Genomic DNA, 17264 nt, shown 5'->3' with positions numbered 1-17264 from the left:
ATTACTGGTCCTGTTCAAATGCCTTGTAGGCACGCTCGAAGCGCGCGAGGTTTTCGACTGTGTAGGCCGCATAATTAAAATCGATGGTCGAATGGATCTCGGAGACCATGCTCCAAAGCGTTTCGCGGAGCAGAGATGAACATTTCATGGCGCTATAGCGCTGCCAGAGATCCCGCGTCAGCGGCCGGCCGAAATAGGTTTCCAGCATTTGCCGCTCGGCACCTTCCGAAAACTCGTTGTTCGAGGCGAGGCCGCCGAGATCAAAGAGCGGCGTGTTGAAACCTGCGTAGTCCCAATCGATCAACCAGAGACGCTTGCCGTCATCAAGGAAGTTCGCGGCGAGAAGGTCGTTATGGCCGAAGGCGATATCGAAAGGCCCGGCGGTCTGCTCGAGGCGTTCGGCCTTTTCGAGCAGCGCGGGAAGCATCGGCGCATAGTCGCTTTCCGCGGCAATCAGAGTGGCCGCATAGTCGCGGATGACATGGAAGACCCAGAAGATCATCGCCTGGCCACGGAAATGAAGGGCGATGTCATGATGGCAGGCGCGAACCAGTGGCACGATGCGTGCGAGCATTTGCGCATCCTGGATGTCTTCCGCCGTCAGAGCCCGCGCCTCGATGAAATCGAGGACGAGCACGCCGGGCTCATGATGGATGACAGCAGGCGAAAGCCCGGCAGCGTGGGCTGCCTGGCTCGCTGCAAGCTCGTTCTGGCGACTGATATGATGAACCGGGATATCGGCGCCGAGGCGCACGACGCGGCGCGATATGCGATCGGTTACGAGATAGTTCCGGTTGGTAATGCCGCCGGCAATCGGTGCGATTTCGATCGGGCCTTGCCAGATGCCGAGTGCATGAATCCTATCTTCAGGCGTCACGCTTTCCCCCTCGCAACCCACCTGCAAAGGATGGGCCAGAGCAGGCTTGGCTGTCAAGCAGAGCAGGCTTTATATCGTGGCGCCCGAAGCATCGAAAACATGACAGCGGGCGGGGTCGAAGGACGCCGTCACATTCGTGCCGCGCTCAACCTTCTGCTGACCGTCCAGAGCCACCGTCAGGTGCTGGCCGTCCGGCGTCTTCGTATAGAGCATGGTGGCGCCGCCAAGGTTTTCGACCAGGTCGATGTCGACGGTCGCAAGTGCAATGCCGCCATCGGCCACGGACAAGTGTTCCGGACGGATGCCGAAGGTAACCTCCTGATCGGCCGAACCTTTCAAGCGGCGCGGCAGGCGGATTGAATTGCCGCAGACATTGATCGTCGTGTCGCCGTCATTGACGCGCTCGATCTTCGCCTTCAGGAAGTTCATCTTCGGACTGCCGATGAAGCCTGCGACGAAGCGATTTGCCGGATGGTTGTAAAGGTCGAGCGGAGCGCCGACCTGCTCGATGCGGCCCGAATTCAGCACCACGATCTTGTCCGCCATGGTCATGGCTTCGACCTGATCGTGGGTGACATAGATCATCGTGTTGCCGAGATTACGGTGCAGGCGGGAAATTTCGACGCGCATCTGAACACGCAGTTCCGCATCAAGGTTCGACAACGGCTCGTCGAAGAGAAAGATGCGTGGCTCGCGCACGATGGCGCGGCCGATCGCGACACGCTGGCGCTGACCGCCGGACAGGGCCTTCGGCTTGCGCTCCAGAAGCTTCTCGATCTGCAGGATTTCAGCGGCGCGGCGCACCTTCGGTTCGATCTGGGCCTTCTTGTATCCAGCCGTCTCAAGACCAAAGGCGAGGTTCTTGTAGACCGACATATGCGGATAGAGCGCATAGGACTGGAAGACCATGGCGATGCCGCGCTTGGCAGGCGCCACTTCGTTCATGCGCTCGTTGTCGAGCAGCAGGCCGCCGCCTGAAATCTCCTCGAGGCCGGCGATCATGCGCAACAGCGTGGACTTGCCGCAGCCGGACGGACCGACGAAGACCACGAACTCGCCGGGATCGATCGTGAGGTCGATGCCATGGATGACATCCAGCGACCCGTAGCGCTTCTCGACCTTCTGAAGAACGACACTTGTTGCCATCTTCTAAACCCTCTCCTGGTCCGTTATCTCGTTTTTGCACGCCAGTCGGCGTATTTAGGGCTGTCGCGACCGATGGGCAGCTCTATGTCTGCGCCGCTATCGGACGATTGATAGATTGCTGTTACCAGTTCCAGCGCACGCCGCGCATCGGCGCTGGTGACCGGCAGCGGACCATGACCGCTGAGGTAATCATGAAAGCGGGCCATTTGCGTGTTGAACCGCGGCGCAACCGGTCGCCAGTCACCAACCGCAGCGTCGATCCTTGCCTGCACTTCGTCATTTGCGGCGATGATCTGCCACGGCCCCTTGCCCGGCGCGTAGGGATCGTGGTTGCTTTCGAAAGTAACGTTCTCGAAATGCAGCCGCAGCCGGCTGATCTGCTGCTGCGAACCCAGCGTGCAGGAAAGCGAAACGAAGGCGCCGTTCTGCATCTGAAGGCTGACGGAGGCGCAATCTTCCACCTCGATGTTATTGACGCGAGTGGCAACCCTGCCAAAAACGCGGGCGGCCGGACCTGCGAGGTGGAAGAGCATATCGTGCAGGTGCAGCGCATGCGTTACGAGTACGCCGCCGAGTTCAGTCGCCCATTTGCCGCGCCAGGGAACCGCGTAATATTCGGGCTTGCGCAGCCAAAAGGTCTCGACAGCGCCCATGTAGAACTTGCCGGCTATGCCTGCGTCGATGATGTATTTCGCCTTCTGGATGCCATCGCCATAGCGATACTGAAAGATCGGCATCAAAGCGCCCTTGGCACTTTTTTCAGCCTCCACGATCTCATCAACAGCGGCGAGGGAGCCGGTGAGCGGTTTTTCGCAGACGACATGCTTGCCCGCCGCAAGAGCTGCCACGACCTGTTCACGATGAATGCCGGGTGGCGTGCAGATGTCGATGATGTCGATGCCGTCGTCGCCCAGAAGCTCCGTAAAGGAGGTCGTACGCTTCTCAATTCCAAACTCGTCGCCGACGGCTTTCAGGCGCTCCTCATTGAGATCGCAGATGGCTGCGACCCTGAACTTATCCGGATGCGGCAGGTAGCCCTCGACGATGTGAGAACGCCCGATACCGCAGCCGACGATGGCAACAGTCTTGATGCTCATGTCACTTTCCCATCCGCATCAGCGCTTCATGCCGGTCGTGGCGATGCCTTCGATCAGCAGGCGCTGGAAGAAGAGGAAGAAGAAGAAGACGGGCACGAGCGAGAGCGTCGACATGGCGAATAGGCCGCCCCAATCCGATGCACTGGTCGAGTCGACGAAGGTTCGCAGACCGAGCTGGATCGTGTACGTGTTCATGTCATTCAGGTAGATCAGCGGACCGAAGAAATCGTCCCAGGTCCAGATGAAGGAGAAGATTGCGGCTGTCGCCAACACCGGCAGCGATAGCGGCAGCATGATCTTCCAATAGATGCGCCAAGCGCTGCAGCCGTCCATCATCGCGGCCTCATCCAGTTCGCGCGGAATGCCGCGGAAAAACTGCACCATGAGGAAGATGAAGAAGGCGTCGCTTGCCAGGAACTTCGGCACCACCAGCGGCAGGATGGTATTCACCCAGCCGAGGTTCAGGAAGAGCACATATTGCGGGATCAGCGTCACGTGATAGGGGATCATCAGCGTGCCGAGCATGATCGCGAACCAGAAGTTCCGGCCAGCAAAGCGCAGGCGCGCAAAGGCGAAGGCAGCGAGGGAACAGGCAATGACATTGCCGACCACCGTCAGCACCGAGATCACCAGCGAGTTCCAGAAGAACCGACCGAAGCTGACATCGAGGCCGACCCATCCACGAAGATAGGATGAGAAATCAATGGACGATGGAAAAATCGACGTTGACGTGAAGATTTCGTTTTCCGGCCGCACCGAAGCCGAAACCATCCACAGCAACGGATAGAGCATCAGGAGCGAGCCGCCGATCAGCAGGGCATGGACCAGGATCGAGCCCGGCAGGCTACGCTTGTTGACGTCCGAGGGCGGCTGAGGGGCGGTGACAATGGCAGTCATCTCAGTCATCGTAGTGCACCCAGTAACGCGAGGACAGGAACGAGAAGGCGGTGAAGATCGCGATAATGATCACTAGGATCCAGGCAAGCGCCGAGGCATAGCCCATGCGGAAGTTCCCGAAGGCTTCCTGGTAGAGATAAAGCGTATAGAACAGCGTCGAATTGATCGGGCCGCCGGTGCCGCCGGAGATGATGAAGGCGGGCGTGAAGGCCTTGAAGGCGTCGATCGTCTGCACGACGGCGTTGAAGAAGATGACCGGCGTCAGAAGCGGCAGCGTGATCTTGTAGAACTGCCGGAACTTCGAGGCGCCGTCGAGACTGGCGGCTTCGTACATGTCCTGCGGGATCTGACGCAGACCGGCAAGGAAGATGATCATCGGCGAGCCGAACTGCCAGACGCTGAGCGCAACCAGCGTATAGATTGAATAGTTCGGATGCGAAATCCAGCTCGGTCCCTGAATACCAAATTGTGCAAGTGCCGCATTGACCAAGCCGTCACCGGCAAAAAGCTGGCGCCAGAGGACGGCGATCGCCACGCTCGCGCCGAGCAGCGAGGGCAGATAGAAGATAGCACGATAGATTGGTAAGCCTTTGATGCCCCGGTTCAACGCCAGCGCAACCATCAGCGCAAAAGCAAGCTTGAAGGGCACGGCCAACATCACGTAGGTCAGTGTGACCGACATCGCCGAGGCGAATTTCGGATCGGCAGTGGCGATGCGCACGTAGTTTGCCGCGCCCACCCAGCCCGGCGACCTCAACATGTCGAAGTCGGTGAAGGATAGGTAGAGCGACATCAGGGCAGGTCCGAACGTCAGCCCGAAGAAACCCAGAAGCCAGGGCAGCAGGAAGAGATAGCCTGGAGCATTGGCATTCCACAGCCGCCTGAACCGGCTGTCGGCCACCGCCCCCCGATACCGTTCTACCGTCGCCGCCTCTGCAGGCATCGTGCGCATCGCATTATTCATATGGATCAGCCCCGCGCGAGAATGCGCGTAAGTTCGTCCACGAGCTGCTTGGCGCCGTCTGCCGCTGTCAACTGCCCGAAGCCGACCTGCTCAGAGATGTTTCGAAGCGTGAGCTCGCCCTCACCGGCACCCGCAGGCGGCGGTGGCGGCAACTTGCCGGCGAGATCGCCGAGGCCGGAGACGTATTCCAGCGGCACTTTGCCGACAGCGTCGAGCTTGGCTGCCACGACCTCACGCATCGCTGCCGATTCCGGAATGCCGCGTTCAACACCCAGCGCCAGCGCGGCATCCGGGTTCGTGACGAAGAAGTTCACGTAATCGACTGCCTGATCGACCACTTTCGACTGAGCTGAAACCGAGAAGAACATCGAAGGCTTGCGGTAGTGGCCGCCCTTCGAGTCCTTTGTCACTCGCATGTGGTTTGCCAGAGTGAGCTTGTCCTTGTTCATCTGCTGATATGCCACGAATTGGTTCGAGTGCGCGAAACCAGCGGCAGACTTGCCAAGGGTCAGCGTATTGGTCTCGATGTCGTTCTTGTCCAAAGCCTGAATGTCAGGCGGAACGCATGCACCGCTTTCACGGAACTTGTTCCACATATCAAACCATTCGGATGCCTCTTCGACGCCAAAGCCAATCTTCGCATCAGCAGTATAAAGCGCCTTTCCGCGTTGGCGGAGGTAGTTTTCGAAAAGCGGCTCCCCACCACTGCCATCGGCCATTCCGAACATGCCTTTACGCTTGCCGGCCTTGGTCAGTTCGGCTGCCATCTTGCCAAACTCTTCCCAGGTCGTTGCCTTTGTCGGAAGATCGATGCCCGCTTCCTCGAACGCGGTCTTGCTCAGCATGGTTGCCGCCGAATTCGCACCCAGACTCACGCCATAAAGATGTCCATCGACGCTGCCGCCCTCGATCTGCGCCTTGTCAAAGTCACCTAGATTGAGCTTCGACGGCATGTAGGAATCGAGAGGCGCAAGTGCGCCGCGGCGTGCATACTCGACGATATAACGGTAATCCATCTGGATAACATCGGGGGCATTCTTGCCAGCGACCTGCGTCGCGAGGCGAGGCCAGTAATCACCCCAACCGAGATACTCGCCGGTTATCGACGTACCCGGATTCTTCGCTTTGTAGAGTTCCGATACCTTGTTGGTGCGGTCTGCACGTGGCTGGGATCCCCACCACAGCAGGCGCAGGCGTGTATCCTGCGCAAAGGCACTGGAACCCAGTGCCGAAAGCGAGAGAAGCGTTGCCCCGCCCGCCATGAAGTTACGTCTGCTTACGCGTAGTGTCATCTGTTTTTCCTCCTCCCTTGGGGAGCGCCTCCACACGCTCCTTGCTGGTTTCTCTTGCAACAAATAACTAATTGGTTACAAGCTATGGGCAAGCATCGGGCCTGTCAAGCGGTGATAATTTCGCGAGGTTCTCCTCCCGGATTGTCGCTTTTACAATCTCGCACCGAAGCCTTATGAGCGCAACAGAGCGTCTGGGGAGATGAGCGGATGGATAATAGCGGCGAGACCGGGGAAAAGAAAAAAGCCAAGCGGGTGGCCGGCGAACGCGTATTGCAACGCGACCCCGAAAGAACCAAGGCCGCGATCCTGGAAGCAGCTACCCGCGAATTTGCCGAAAACGGCATGGGCGGGGCGCGCGTCGACGCAATTGCCGAGCGGGCCGGCACCAATAAGCGCATGCTCTATCACTATTTTGGCGACAAGGAGCAGCTCTACCTACGTGTGCTGGAGGAGGCTTATGTCGGCATCCGTACAGCGGAGCGTGCCCTGCATATCGGCGACCGCAGCCCGGAAGAAGGAATTGGCGAACTTGCTCTCTTCACCTGGCGCTATTTCCTCAAGCATCCGGAGTTTTTAAGCCTTCTCGGTACGGAAAACCTGCACCGCGCCCGCTGGCTTCGCCAATCCGTCCGGCTCAAGGAATTGCATTCTCACCTGATCGGTGAGCTTGCGCGGGTGCTCGAGCGTGGCAAGAAGGAAGGCGTCTTCATCGAGAACGCCGATCCCCTTCACGTCTATCTGACGATCGCGTCGCTCGGATACTTCTACCTTTCGAACCAACATACGCTTTCGACGATCTTCGGGCGCGAACTGATTGAGCCCTCAAATCTCGACAGTTGGGAACAGCATATCGTCCACGTGACCCTCGCCTCGATCAAGCGCTGAAAATTCAAAATTTGAATTGACTATTGACAGCCCCGCTTCCGATCTGCCATCAAGTAACCGTTTAGTTACTGGCTTGGGAGGGCCGGGCAACGCCCGCTCCCGCCGTTCGATAATTTGGCAGGGAGAAATGAGATGGCTCGTCTGGGGATCATTTTGCACGGCGTTACAGGCCGCATGGGCTACAATCAGCACCTAGTGCGATCGATCCTGGCCATCCGCGACCAGGGCGGTTTGTTTTTGAAATCCGGCGAGCGGCTGGAGATCGACCCCATCATCGTCGGCCGCAACCGCGACAAGATGGAAGAGCTGGCGAAGAAGCACAGCATCAAGCGCTGGTCGACAGATCTGGACGGAGCGCTCGCCAACCCGGACGATCAGATTTTCTTCGATGCCGGAACGACCTTGATGCGCGCCGAGCTGCTTTCCAAGGCACTCGATGCCGGCAAGCACGTCTATTGCGAAAAGCCGATCTCCGACGACCTGCAAGTGGCCGTCGACCTTGCAAGGAAAGCGCGAGCCTCCGGCCTCAAGCACGGCGTCGTGCAGGACAAGCTCTTCCTGCCGGGTCTTCGCAAGTTGGCGCTGCTGCGCGATTCCGGTTTCTTCGGCAAGATTCTCTCGGTGCGCGGCGAGTTCGGCTATTGGGTTTTCGAGGGCGATTGGGGCGTTCCGGCGCAGCGGCCGTCCTGGAACTACCGCAAGGGCGATGGCGGCGGCATTATCCTCGACATGCTCTGCCACTGGCGCTACGTGCTCGACAATCTTTTCGGCGAGGTGAAAGCGGTTTCCTGCCTCGGCGCAACGCATATCGGCAGCCGCGTCGACGAGCAGGGCAAGGCCTACGACTGCGATACGGATGATGCCGCTTATGCTACCTTCGAGCTTGAAGGCGGCGTGATTGCGCAGATCAATTCGTCCTGGGCCGTGCGCGTGCGCCGCGACGATCTCGTGACCTTCCAGGTGGACGGCACGCACGGTTCTGCCGTCGCCGGTCTTACGAAATGCTGGACGCAGCATCGCGTCAATACGCCGAAGCCGGTGTGGAATCCGGACCAGCCGCAAACGATCGACTTCTACCAGACCTGGGACGAGGTGCCGGATACGCAGGCATTTGACAACGGTTTTAAGGTGCAGTGGGAAATGTTCCTGCGCCATGTCGCCGAAGACGCCCCATGGCCCTACGGCCTAGAGGCGGGCGCCAAGGGCGTCCAGCTTGCGGAGTTGGGCCTCAAATCTTGGGCCGAGCGCCGCTGGCTCGACGTTCCGGCATTGGAGTTCTGATATGCAGACGATCAATCTTCCCCTCGACGGCAGGATCGCCCCCTATACGCTGACCGGAACGCCAATCGAGCTCAAGAAGCGTGACGCGAAAGACTTTCCGCGCGTGGTCTTTGCCGCTGCCCATGTCGTCGCCGACCCGCTGGCGGACAACAATCCATGGCTGACGCCTGCCATCGATTGGGAACGGACCCTCGCCTTCCGCCACCGCCTTTGGGACCTCGGCCTCGGCGTTGCCGAAGCGATGGACACGGCGCAGCGCGGTATGGGACTTGGCTGGCCGGAAGCGCGCGATCTCATTCGCCGAGCGCTTGCCGAAGCACGCACTCGCAAGGATGCGCTGATCGCCTGCGGCGCCGGTACCGATCATCTGGCTCCCGGTCCCGACGTGACGATCGACACGATCATCAGGGCCTACGAAGAACAGATCGAAGCCGTCGAGGCAGAGGGCGGGCGCATCATCCTAATGGCAAGCCGCGCGCTTGCGGCCGCTGCGAGAGGGCCGGACGATTACATCCGCGTCTATGACCGCATCCTGCGTCAGGTGAAAGAACCGGTCGTCATCCACTGGCTGGGCGAGATGTTCGACCCGGCGCTGGAAGGCTATTGGGGTAATCCGGATCACATCAAGGCCATGTCCACCTGCCTGCAAGTGATCGAAGCCAATGCCGCAAAGATCGACGGCATTAAGGTTTCCCTGCTTTCCAAGGAGAAGGAAATCGCAATGCGTCGGCAACTGCCGAAGGGCGTGCGCATGTATACCGGCGACGACTTCAACTATGCGGAACTGATAGCCGGCGACGAAGAGGGGCACTCCGACGCCTTGCTCGGCATATTCGATGCGATTGCTCCGGCCGCCTCCGCCGCTATGGAAGCACTGGGCCGCAAGAGCAACCGCGAGTTCTTCGACTTGCTCGATCCGACCGTTCCGCTTTCACGTCACATCTTCAAGGCACCGACGCGCTTCTACAAGACCGGCGTCGTCTTCCTTGCCTATCTCAACGGCCTGCAGGACCACTTCACGATGATCGGCGGGCAGCAGAGCACGCGTTCACTGACGCATCTCGCGGAGCTTTTCCGGCTGGCGGACAAGGCGCGCGTTCTTGCCGATCCCGATATGGCGGTCAACCACATGAAGCGGGTGCTCGCCGTTCATGGCGTTTACTGACGCCGATCGGGAGCGGGAGGAATTCATATGCAGATCGAAGGACTTTCGATCAATCTTGCGACGATCCGTGAACAATGCGGATTTGGCGAAGCCGTCGATATCTGCCTGAAGCACGGCATCACCAGGATCGCACCCTGGCGGGAGCAGGTCGCGAAAGTTGGGCTCGCCGAGGCCGTTCGCATCGTCAAATCGAACGGATTGAAGCTGACCGGCCTTTGTCGCGGCGGTTTCTTTCCGGCGGAAAACGAGGCGGAATGGCAGAGGAACCTCGACGACAACAGGCGCGCAATCGATGAGGCTGCCGCGCTCGGCGCCGATTGCCTCGTGCTCGTCGTCGGCGGGCTGCCGGGCAGTTCCAAGGACATCGACGCAGCGCGCCAGATGGTGTTCGACGGTATCGCTGCGGTATCGCCGCATGCAGAAGCCGCCGGCATGCCGTTGGCAATCGAACCCCTGCATCCGATGTATGCGGCGGACCGAGCCTGCGTGAACACGCTCGCCCACGCGCTCGATATGTGTGAGCAGCTGGGCGAAAACGTCGGCGTCGCAATCGACGCCTACCATGTCTGGTGGGATCCGGATCTCGCCAACCAGATCGCGCGCGCCGGCCAGATGAAGCGTATCTTCGCACATCATATCTGCGACTGGCTGGTACCGACAAAAGACATGCTAACCGACCGCGGCATGATGGGCGATGGCGTGATCGATCTCAAAGGCATCCGGCGCATGATCGAGAAGGCAGGCTTCTTCGGCGCGCAGGAGGTCGAAATCTTTTCGGCAGAGAATTGGTGGAAACGGCCAGCGGACGAGGTCATCGCGACCTGCGTCGAGCGATACCATAGCTGCTGCCAAGCATAGTTCGATACATTTCAGCACGCATGAGGAGGATCATTCGATGGAGAAACGCCGTTTTGCACTGATCGGGACAGGAAATCGCGGAACCACCATGTGGGGCAAAGAACTGCTCGCCGGTTGGCGCGAACATGTCGATCTCGTCGCGATCGTCGAAAAGAACTCTCTTCGCGGCGAGCGCGCCCGCACGATGATCGGCAGCAATGCGCCGATCTACGAGGATATCGATGCGATGCTGGCCGAGGTCAAACCGGACCTTGTCATCGTCTGCACGCCGGATCACACGCATGATGCGATCGTCGTGCGGGCGCTGGAGGCCGGGATCGACGTCATCACCGAGAAACCGATGACGACCGCAGTCGACAAGATTCGCCGGATCATCGACGCCGAGAAGCGTACCGGCAGGCGCGTCGACGTGTCCTTCAACTACCGCTATGCGCCGACCGCAGCCAAAATCAAGGAACTGCTCAATTCCGGCGAGATCGGCCGCGTCAGTTCGGTCGATTTCCACTGGTATCTGAACACGAAACACGGCGCCGACTATTTCCGCCGCTGGCACGCCTATACCGAAAATTCCGGCAGCCTCTTCGTCCACAAGGCAACGCACCATTTCGATCTGCTGAACTGGTATCTCGACAGCGATCCCGAAGCCGTGACGTCCTTCGCCGACCTACAGAATTACGGCCGCAAGGGTCCCTTCCGCGGCCCACGCTGCAAGCTCTGTCCGCACACGCATGAATGCGACTACTATCTCGATCTGGAGGCAGATCCCTTCCTGGATACACTCTACGAGGAACCGTCGAAGATCGACGGATATTTTCGCGACGGCTGCGTCTTCCGCGAGGATATCGACATTCCGGACACGATGGTCGTCAGCATCCGCTATCGAAACAACGTGCATGTCTCCTATTCGCTGAACACCTTCCAGCCGATCGAAGGCCACCATCTGGCATTCAACGGCACCAAAGGCCGAATCGAAATCCGCCAGCATGAAGCCCAACCCTGGGAGGTGAAGAAAGAGGATGAGATCCTGCTGATCCGGAATTTCCCCAATGGGAAGGAGGCGGTCGAGCGTATCATCGTGCCGCATTCCTCCGGCGGCCACTACGGCGGGGACGACCGGATGCGCAATATGATCTTCAAGCCGGACATGCAGGACAGGCTTCATCAGCGTGCGGGAACGCGTGCCGGGGCCATGTCGGTGCTTTGCGGCATTGCAGCGCTTCAGAGCTCCCGCACCGGCAAGGTCGTCAATCTCGCCGATCTGATGCCCGAGCTTGCCAATGACGACTCACCGAATTCCCGCAGGGTTGAATAGGCTCAGGCCATCTTTTCGAGATCCGCGAGGGTGACGCCGTAACGAAGCGGCTCGCCCTTTAAGAAACGTTCGATCTCGTCCACCGCCATTTCGCCGAGGCGCATGCGCTCCAGTCCGACGGCGCCTGCAATATGGGGCGTCAGGAACAGATTCGGCAGATCGTAAAAGGCCGATGAAGGCTCGGGGATTTCCGGGTCGGTGACATCGATGATGGCATCGATGCGGCCGGTTGCAAGCGTCGCCAGCAGCGCAGCTTCATCGATGATTGCGCCCCTAGCCGTGTTGATGAGCGTTGCGCCGTCCTTCATCAAAGCCAGCCTGTCCGCATCGATCATATGTTGCGTGGAAGGCAGGGACGGCGCGTGAAGCGAAATGATGTCGGAAACCCTCATGAGCGTATCCAGATCGACCTTCTCTGCTCCAACCCCCTGGGCTTCAGCCATGCTAATCGTCGGATCGAAAAGGACAAGCTGGTAGTCAAACGGCTCCAGCAACTCGATGACGCGACGGCCGATCCGCGATGCACCAATGATGCCGACTGTGCGCCGGTAGTTGCCGATCGCCAAACGCTGCATCGGATGGGTGCGGTCACGGTTGCGGTCTGCCACGTAACGGTCGCGGAAGCGGAAAACCTGTTTGCCGGCAAAGAGAATGGCTGCGAGCGTAAACTCCGCGACCGGTGTGGCATTGGCTTCCGCGGCATGGCTGACCGCAATCCCGGCCCTGAAAATCTCTTCACCGATAATGCCTTTGACGGTGCCCGCCGCATGAGCGACAATCTTCAAACGCCTCGCTGCGGCAAGCACCTCACCGCCCACCTGCGGCGCCCCCCAGCCTGTAATGAGGATTTCCGTCTCCGGGAGCACGCGCCGGGCGCGCTCATCAGAGAAATTCTGCAGCGGCTCGCGGTCGAGCAAGCGGCCGATGACTTCAAGGCGTTGAAGCAACTCATCCGACACGACATGTTCCGTGCGCTCCGGATGCATGGCAAGCGCGATGCCGGGACGGCTCATGGCATCTGTCCCGGCGCGACAATGGCGCTGACCGTCACGCCGCGTTCCTTCACCTGCTGTTCCAAAGCTCCGATGTCCGGAACAACAGGGCGCTTCACCCAAACCCCGGAAACAGCTTGCGGATCATTGACTGCGAGCACTGCCGTGATCAGCACGGTCTCACCTGCGGGGATCTCGCCGCGCAACTGCGGCACCAATGTCTTTGCAACAATGAGGTTCGTATTCGGCAAGGCCTTCTGCGCAAGGCCGGTGCGCGTCACGGTCGAGCCAAGATCGGCGATGCCGGAAAAGTCACTCTCGCCGATGACATGCGCGGTACCTGCTTCTGCCGAAAGCGTATCAAGATCGAAATCCCGTTTGGCGATCGCGAAGCCGCCTTCGGACGTCTGCAGCGCACGTGGCGTATTGATCCTGTGAACGCGAATATGCCAGGGCGCTGCCGGTACGAGCCATGTTTCGACCGAGACATCCTTGAACGGCGACCACTTCGAATAAAGCACGTTGCCGGCAATCTTGGCTTCCGCATTCGTCTCGCGAACTCGGTAATGCAATCCATCGTCGCTGAAAGCCAGCGCCGAATCAAAAGCGCCGCCGGCGAAATTTCGCTCGTCGGCCTCAACACTGAATCCGTAGCGCGCTGAATATGCGAATTTTGCGTATTTTTCCGTTCCAAACCGCATCTGCAAATTTTCCTGGCCGGAAGAAAGCGCCACGACATCGCCGCCCGCCCGTATCATGACCATGCCCGGATGGCGCTGCGGGGAGACGGCGACCGCTTCCGGCGCCGTCTCCTTTGACGTCCAGAACGGATGATCTGCTGGAATTGCGAGCGGCAAGAAGGCCTTGAAAGCCCAATAGGGCGAGCCTGCAGAATTATAACTCTCCGACATCAGCAGATTGGGATAGCCGAAACCGATTGTAAGGATGCCGTCTCGGTTCGTCATCGGCTTGTCCCTCCACCAGCGCAGATGCTGGAGGCAAAGATGCTTGACTTCACCCCAGGGCAAAGCTTCGAGGTCGGCGAAGGCAAGCGCCGACCAGAAACCTGCGCAGGCGAAACGGTATGTCAGGCTGCGGCCGAAGGGGATCGTCGCACCATCGGCTGCAAACCAGTTCTTGAAATCCTTCGCAAAGAGCACTGCCCGTTCGCGGTATCGCTTGGCATAGTCATCATCGACAAGCTTCGAATAAATCAGGCCGTAAAAGTGCATCGCGAAGGGAATGTAGTGATCGATACGGCGGACATTGCCGTCGCGATACCAGCCATCGCCGATATAGAAGCCCTCCAGCTCTTCCAGATATTGCCTAGTGAGGCTGCGATCGAAATCCGCGCCCAATCGGTCAAGCGCGATATCGACGAAAATGCGGAAGAACTTCCAGTTGTTGTCGGCGTAGTCAAACTGGCGTGCGTGTTTGAGATAAGCGATGACGTTGTTCCGGGAATGCCCATCGAGTGGCTCCCAGATCTTTTCCGGGACAAGCGCCAGCGCAAAACCGAGCGCGGCAAGCTCCACCATGCGCTGGTCGCGGCCGTTGACCGTGCCCCAATATTCCGGATGCTGCGGATCGGCGCCATTAGCGAGACCTTCGGCGAAACGTTCCCAATGCTCGAACCGGCCGTTTCCCGCACCCAAAGGAGCAAGACCCCACAGAGGCCGGGCGAAGCCTTCCAGATCGGCCGCGGCACGATCGAAATGCGCGCCGGCGCCATCCAGCCGCACGCGGGCATTGCCCTTCGAAAAATAGGGCAGCAGTGGATCGAAGAGATCGAGAAGCGCGCGGCCCATGTCCTCGCGGGTTTCGAGCGGGTTGCCTGCAAGCGGATTGGCGCTGGCCGGATCATAGGTCATCGGAATCACTCATGAGGTTGCAACATCAGATACGGTGCCCCCGGCAACGGGGATGACCCCGTGGCATACATGACGGGCGGGGGCCGCCCGGTCGCGGAAACGCGACATCATCAGACCGATCGCCTCCCGCCCAAGCGCCGCACGATCGACGCGCATGGTGGAAAGCGGCGGATTGGTCATCAATGCGCAGGGCAGATCGTCGAAACCGACGATCGCGAAGTCTTCCGGCACCCGAAGGCCAGCTTCCGTGACGGCTTCCAAGACACCGACTGCGATAAAATCGTTCATGCAGAAGGCGGCAGTGAACCCGGCGTTCTCCGCAAGAATCGCCGCCGTCAGCTCATGCGCCTCGCGGCTGGCACTGCCATGAAACGTCATCGGCACAAGCCGGCCTTCGGCATCCGGGATCGAGGTTATCGCCGCCTCGAAACCGCGAACACGCTCGCGGATCGTATTGCGGTGGGAACCGGTCAGATGGAGGATGCGGCGGTGACCGGCCTTCAGCAGCCGCTGGGCAGCCTGAAAGGCGCCGAAAAAATTGGAAGGCGAAACACCGTCGAGGCGGAGCTGAGGATCCGTCCCGTTGACGAGGACAACCGGAACCTTCTCGTCGTCGATCCAGCCGCGCAAAGCCCCACTCGGATCGATGCCGACGAGAAAGAGACCCTCGGCACGCGCCGACTTCAAATAGTCTCGAATGACCTCGGGCGTCGCGCGGTCTTCCCGGATGAGGCGAACCTCAAACGACATGCCGTGCTCGGCTGCCGCCGTACGCAGACCCTCGACGATTGACTCGTAGAAAACGCTCAGTCCGCCCGTGACCCCATCGCTGGCAATCAGCGCAAGTCCGCCCGGAACCGCTTCCGGAGCAGACCTCACCTGGTATCCATGCTCTGCCGCCACCCTCAGAATATGCTCGCGCACGCTCTCGCTTATGCCTGGCTCATTGGCAAGCACGCGTGAAACCGTCGAAACGGAGACGCCTGCCAAGGCTGCGATGTCGGCCTGACGCGGCCGTCTGGGTTTGATTTCGTTCATAACTCAAACATATGCAAATCATGCAAATTTGCAACGAGAATATAATCTGTTGCAAACCGAAATTATTTGCGTACTCTACCCGTGACATGCTCGAGAACCGTTGGAGGACGGCACGGGCAGGCGACAAAGGAGGATCATCATGCAGATCAATCGACGTTCATTTCTGATGGGCTCGGCCGGTGTGGCTACGGGCCTCGCATTCGGCGCGGGTAGTGCCATCCCGGCATTTGCCGAAGACGCGCAACTGCGTGCGATGTGGTGGGGTTCTAACGACCGCGCCAAGCGTACGCTGGAGGTTGCAAAGCTCTATCAGACCAAGACGCCGGGCGTCACGATCGTCGGCGAGTCGCTCAGCGGCGACGGCTATTGGACGAAGCTCGCGACGCAGATGGCTGGCCGCGCGATCGCCGATGTGTTCCAGCTCGAGCCCAGCACGATCTCCGATTACTCAAAGCGCGGCGCCTGCATGCCGCTCGACGAGTTCGTTCCCTCGGCTCTCAAGGTCGACACCTTCGGCAAGGATATGCTGAAGCTGACGACCGTCGACAGCAAGCTCTATGGCATCGGCCTCGGCCTTAACTCCTTTGCGCTCTTTTTCGATCAGACCATCTTTGAAAAAGCTGGACTTCCCTTGCCGACGCCGGACCTCACTTGGGACGAATATGCCAAACTGGCCGTCGAGCTTACAAAAGCTGGCGGCAAGGACAATTACTGGGGCGGCCCTTACGGCGCGCGCTATGCCTATGTCTTCGATGCCTGGCTGCGCCAGCGCGGCAAGAGCCTTTACGCCAATGGCAGCCTGGGCTTCGACGTCGAGGATGCCAAGGAGTGGTACAGCTTCTGGGAGGACCTGCGCAAAAAGGGTGGCACGGTCGCGGCGGATGTACAGACGCTCGACCAGAACACCATCGACACCAACTGCCTGGCGCTTGGCAAATCGGCGATCGGCATGGCTTATTCAAACCAGCTCGTCGGCTATCAGCTGATCTCGAAGAATAAACTGGCGATCACCATGCTGCCGCGCGAAAGGAAGGGTGGTCCCTCCGGCCATTACTACCGTCCCGCGCTTATCTGGAGCATCGGAGCGACGACGAAGAACGGCGAAGCGGCGGCCAAGTTCATCGACTTCTTCGTCAACGACATCGACGCCGGCAAGATCCTCGGAGTGGAACGGGGCGTACCAATGTCGGCGACCGTCCGCGAGGCGATCCTGCCGAACCTTAACCCGACGGAGCAGGATACCGTCAAGTACGTCAACCTTCTTAAGGATCAGGTCGGCGATTACCCGGCACCTGCCCCGCTTGGCGCGACGGAATTCGACCAGCGCGTCCTTCGGCCCCTCGCTGACGAGCTCGCGTTCGAACGCACGACGCCCGCCGATGCCGCCGCTCGCCTGGTGGAACAAGGCAAGGCAACGATCAGAAGCTGAATCCAGGTTTCTCCTCCCGCAAGGCCCGCCGTCGTGAACTGACCCCTGACCGTTGATGTCCAACTTTCAGGGGTCAGTTCAGCGTGGCGGGCCTCTTGAATGAGCGTTGGTTGCGGGGCGTGAAGCCAAGAGACTTATAACCTCCGGCCCCGCCGATAGG

Annotated in this window: 15 protein-coding genes; 6 read left to right on the top strand and 9 right to left on the bottom strand. The window is 59.7% G+C overall.

Going from position 1 to position 17264, the window contains the following annotated elements; all coding sequences use genetic code 11:
- Position 1 precedes the first annotated feature (1 nt).
- The 6 genes from ISN39_RS19635 to ISN39_RS19610 all read right to left on the bottom strand — a co-directional run bounded on the left by ISN39_RS19635 (position 2) and on the right by ISN39_RS19610 (position 6273).
- On the bottom strand, positions 2-877 hold the full coding sequence (locus tag ISN39_RS19635; protein ID WP_194728587.1) for a phosphotransferase: 876 nt from the start codon (positions 875-877) through the stop codon (positions 2-4).
- Between the two features lie 69 nt (positions 878-946).
- Positions 947-2023: a sn-glycerol-3-phosphate ABC transporter ATP-binding protein UgpC gene (gene ugpC, locus ISN39_RS19630; protein ID WP_074066184.1), complete on the bottom strand. Its 1077-nt coding sequence runs from the start codon at positions 2021-2023 to the stop codon at positions 947-949.
- A 23-nt stretch (positions 2024-2046) separates the two neighbouring features.
- Complete coding sequence (locus tag ISN39_RS19625; RefSeq protein WP_194728586.1) at positions 2047-3120, bottom strand: Gfo/Idh/MocA family oxidoreductase; 1074 nt, start codon at positions 3118-3120, stop codon at positions 2047-2049.
- An 18-nt stretch (positions 3121-3138) separates the two neighbouring features.
- Positions 3139-4026: a carbohydrate ABC transporter permease gene (locus tag ISN39_RS19620; protein ID WP_039843469.1), complete on the bottom strand. Its 888-nt coding sequence runs from the start codon at positions 4024-4026 to the stop codon at positions 3139-3141.
- On the bottom strand, positions 4019-4981 hold the full coding sequence (locus ISN39_RS19615) for a sugar ABC transporter permease (protein ID WP_039843468.1): 963 nt from the start codon (positions 4979-4981) through the stop codon (positions 4019-4021). Before ISN39_RS19615 ends, ISN39_RS19620 begins: the two co-directional genes overlap by 8 nt.
- A 5-nt stretch (positions 4982-4986) precedes the next feature.
- Positions 4987-6273: an extracellular solute-binding protein gene (locus ISN39_RS19610; protein WP_194728585.1), complete on the bottom strand. Its 1287-nt coding sequence runs from the start codon at positions 6271-6273 to the stop codon at positions 4987-4989.
- Positions 6274-6480: 207 nt separating this feature from the next.
- Between ISN39_RS19610 and ISN39_RS19605 the strand changes: the two genes are divergently transcribed.
- From ISN39_RS19605 to ISN39_RS19585, 5 genes are all read left to right on the top strand, one after another.
- Positions 6481-7158 carry a TetR/AcrR family transcriptional regulator gene (locus ISN39_RS19605; RefSeq protein ID WP_074066179.1) on the top strand — a complete coding sequence of 226 codons (678 nt, stop codon included), beginning with the start codon at positions 6481-6483 and terminating at the stop codon, positions 7156-7158.
- 132 nt (positions 7159-7290) lie between these two features.
- A complete protein-coding gene (locus ISN39_RS19600; protein WP_194728584.1) occupies positions 7291-8439 on the top strand; it encodes a Gfo/Idh/MocA family oxidoreductase in 1149 nt (382 codons plus the stop codon).
- Between the two features lies 1 nt (position 8440).
- On the top strand, positions 8441-9604 hold the full coding sequence (locus ISN39_RS19595; protein ID WP_194728583.1) for a dihydrodipicolinate synthase family protein: 1164 nt from the start codon (positions 8441-8443) through the stop codon (positions 9602-9604).
- Between the two features lie 27 nt (positions 9605-9631).
- Positions 9632-10462, top strand: coding sequence for a sugar phosphate isomerase/epimerase family protein (locus tag ISN39_RS19590; protein ID WP_194728582.1), 831 nt, complete (start codon positions 9632-9634; stop codon positions 10460-10462).
- A gap of 37 nt (positions 10463-10499) precedes the next feature.
- Positions 10500-11774: a Gfo/Idh/MocA family oxidoreductase gene (locus ISN39_RS19585; protein ID WP_194728581.1), complete on the top strand. Its 1275-nt coding sequence runs from the start codon at positions 10500-10502 to the stop codon at positions 11772-11774.
- Between the two features lie 2 nt (positions 11775-11776).
- Here the strand turns inward: ISN39_RS19585 and ISN39_RS19580 are convergent, their stop codons facing one another.
- The 3 genes from ISN39_RS19580 to ISN39_RS19570 are packed head-to-tail and all read right to left on the bottom strand — an operon-like array spanning position 11777 to position 15675.
- On the bottom strand, positions 11777-12787 hold the full coding sequence (locus ISN39_RS19580; protein WP_194728580.1) for a hydroxyacid dehydrogenase: 1011 nt from the start codon (positions 12785-12787) through the stop codon (positions 11777-11779).
- Positions 12784-14637, bottom strand: a complete 1854-nt coding sequence (locus ISN39_RS19575) for a DUF2264 domain-containing protein (RefSeq protein ID WP_194728579.1) — start codon at positions 14635-14637, stop codon at positions 12784-12786. Before ISN39_RS19575 ends, ISN39_RS19580 begins: the two co-directional genes overlap by 4 nt.
- A gap of 9 nt (positions 14638-14646) precedes the next feature.
- The gene (locus ISN39_RS19570; RefSeq protein WP_194728578.1) at positions 14647-15675 is read right to left on the bottom strand and encodes a LacI family DNA-binding transcriptional regulator; all 1029 of its coding nucleotides are present in this window, start codon (positions 15673-15675) and stop codon (positions 14647-14649) included.
- Between the two features lie 139 nt (positions 15676-15814).
- On the opposite strand from ISN39_RS19570, the gene ISN39_RS19565 reads away from it, so the two are divergent.
- Positions 15815-17104, top strand: coding sequence for an ABC transporter substrate-binding protein (locus ISN39_RS19565; RefSeq protein WP_194728577.1), 1290 nt, complete (start codon positions 15815-15817; stop codon positions 17102-17104).
- Positions 17105-17264 lie beyond the last annotated feature (160 nt).

Source organism: Rhizobium sp. 007 (assembly GCF_015353075.1).
Taxonomy (GTDB): Bacteria; Pseudomonadota; Alphaproteobacteria; order Rhizobiales; family Rhizobiaceae; genus Rhizobium.
The sequence above is the reverse complement of the archived record's forward strand: the minus strand, read 5'-3'. Positions and strand labels throughout refer to the sequence as shown.

Coding starts and splice junctions, on each gene's coding strand:
- ugpC (WP_074066184.1), bottom strand. CDS start 2,023: ATGGCAACAAGTGTCGTTCTTCAGAAGGTCGAGAAGCGCTACGGGTCG.
- ISN39_RS19625 (WP_194728586.1), bottom strand. CDS start 3,120: ATGAGCATCAAGACTGTTGCCATCGTCGGCTGCGGTATCGGGCGTTCT.
- ISN39_RS19620 (WP_039843469.1), bottom strand. CDS start 4,026: ATGACTGAGATGACTGCCATTGTCACCGCCCCTCAGCCGCCCTCGGAC.
- ISN39_RS19615 (WP_039843468.1), bottom strand. CDS start 4,981: ATGAATAATGCGATGCGCACGATGCCTGCAGAGGCGGCGACGGTAGAA.
- ISN39_RS19610 (WP_194728585.1), bottom strand. CDS start 6,273: ATGACACTACGCGTAAGCAGACGTAACTTCATGGCGGGCGGGGCAACG.
- ISN39_RS19605 (WP_074066179.1), top strand. CDS start 6,481: ATGGATAATAGCGGCGAGACCGGGGAAAAGAAAAAAGCCAAGCGGGTG.
- ISN39_RS19600 (WP_194728584.1), top strand. CDS start 7,291: ATGGCTCGTCTGGGGATCATTTTGCACGGCGTTACAGGCCGCATGGGC.
- ISN39_RS19595 (WP_194728583.1), top strand. CDS start 8,441: ATGCAGACGATCAATCTTCCCCTCGACGGCAGGATCGCCCCCTATACG.
- ISN39_RS19590 (WP_194728582.1), top strand. CDS start 9,632: ATGCAGATCGAAGGACTTTCGATCAATCTTGCGACGATCCGTGAACAA.
- ISN39_RS19585 (WP_194728581.1), top strand. CDS start 10,500: ATGGAGAAACGCCGTTTTGCACTGATCGGGACAGGAAATCGCGGAACC.
- ISN39_RS19580 (WP_194728580.1), bottom strand. CDS start 12,787: ATGAGCCGTCCCGGCATCGCGCTTGCCATGCATCCGGAGCGCACGGAA.
- ISN39_RS19575 (WP_194728579.1), bottom strand. CDS start 14,637: ATGACCTATGATCCGGCCAGCGCCAATCCGCTTGCAGGCAACCCGCTC.
- ISN39_RS19570 (WP_194728578.1), bottom strand. CDS start 15,675: ATGAACGAAATCAAACCCAGACGGCCGCGTCAGGCCGACATCGCAGCC.
- ISN39_RS19565 (WP_194728577.1), top strand. CDS start 15,815: ATGCAGATCAATCGACGTTCATTTCTGATGGGCTCGGCCGGTGTGGCT.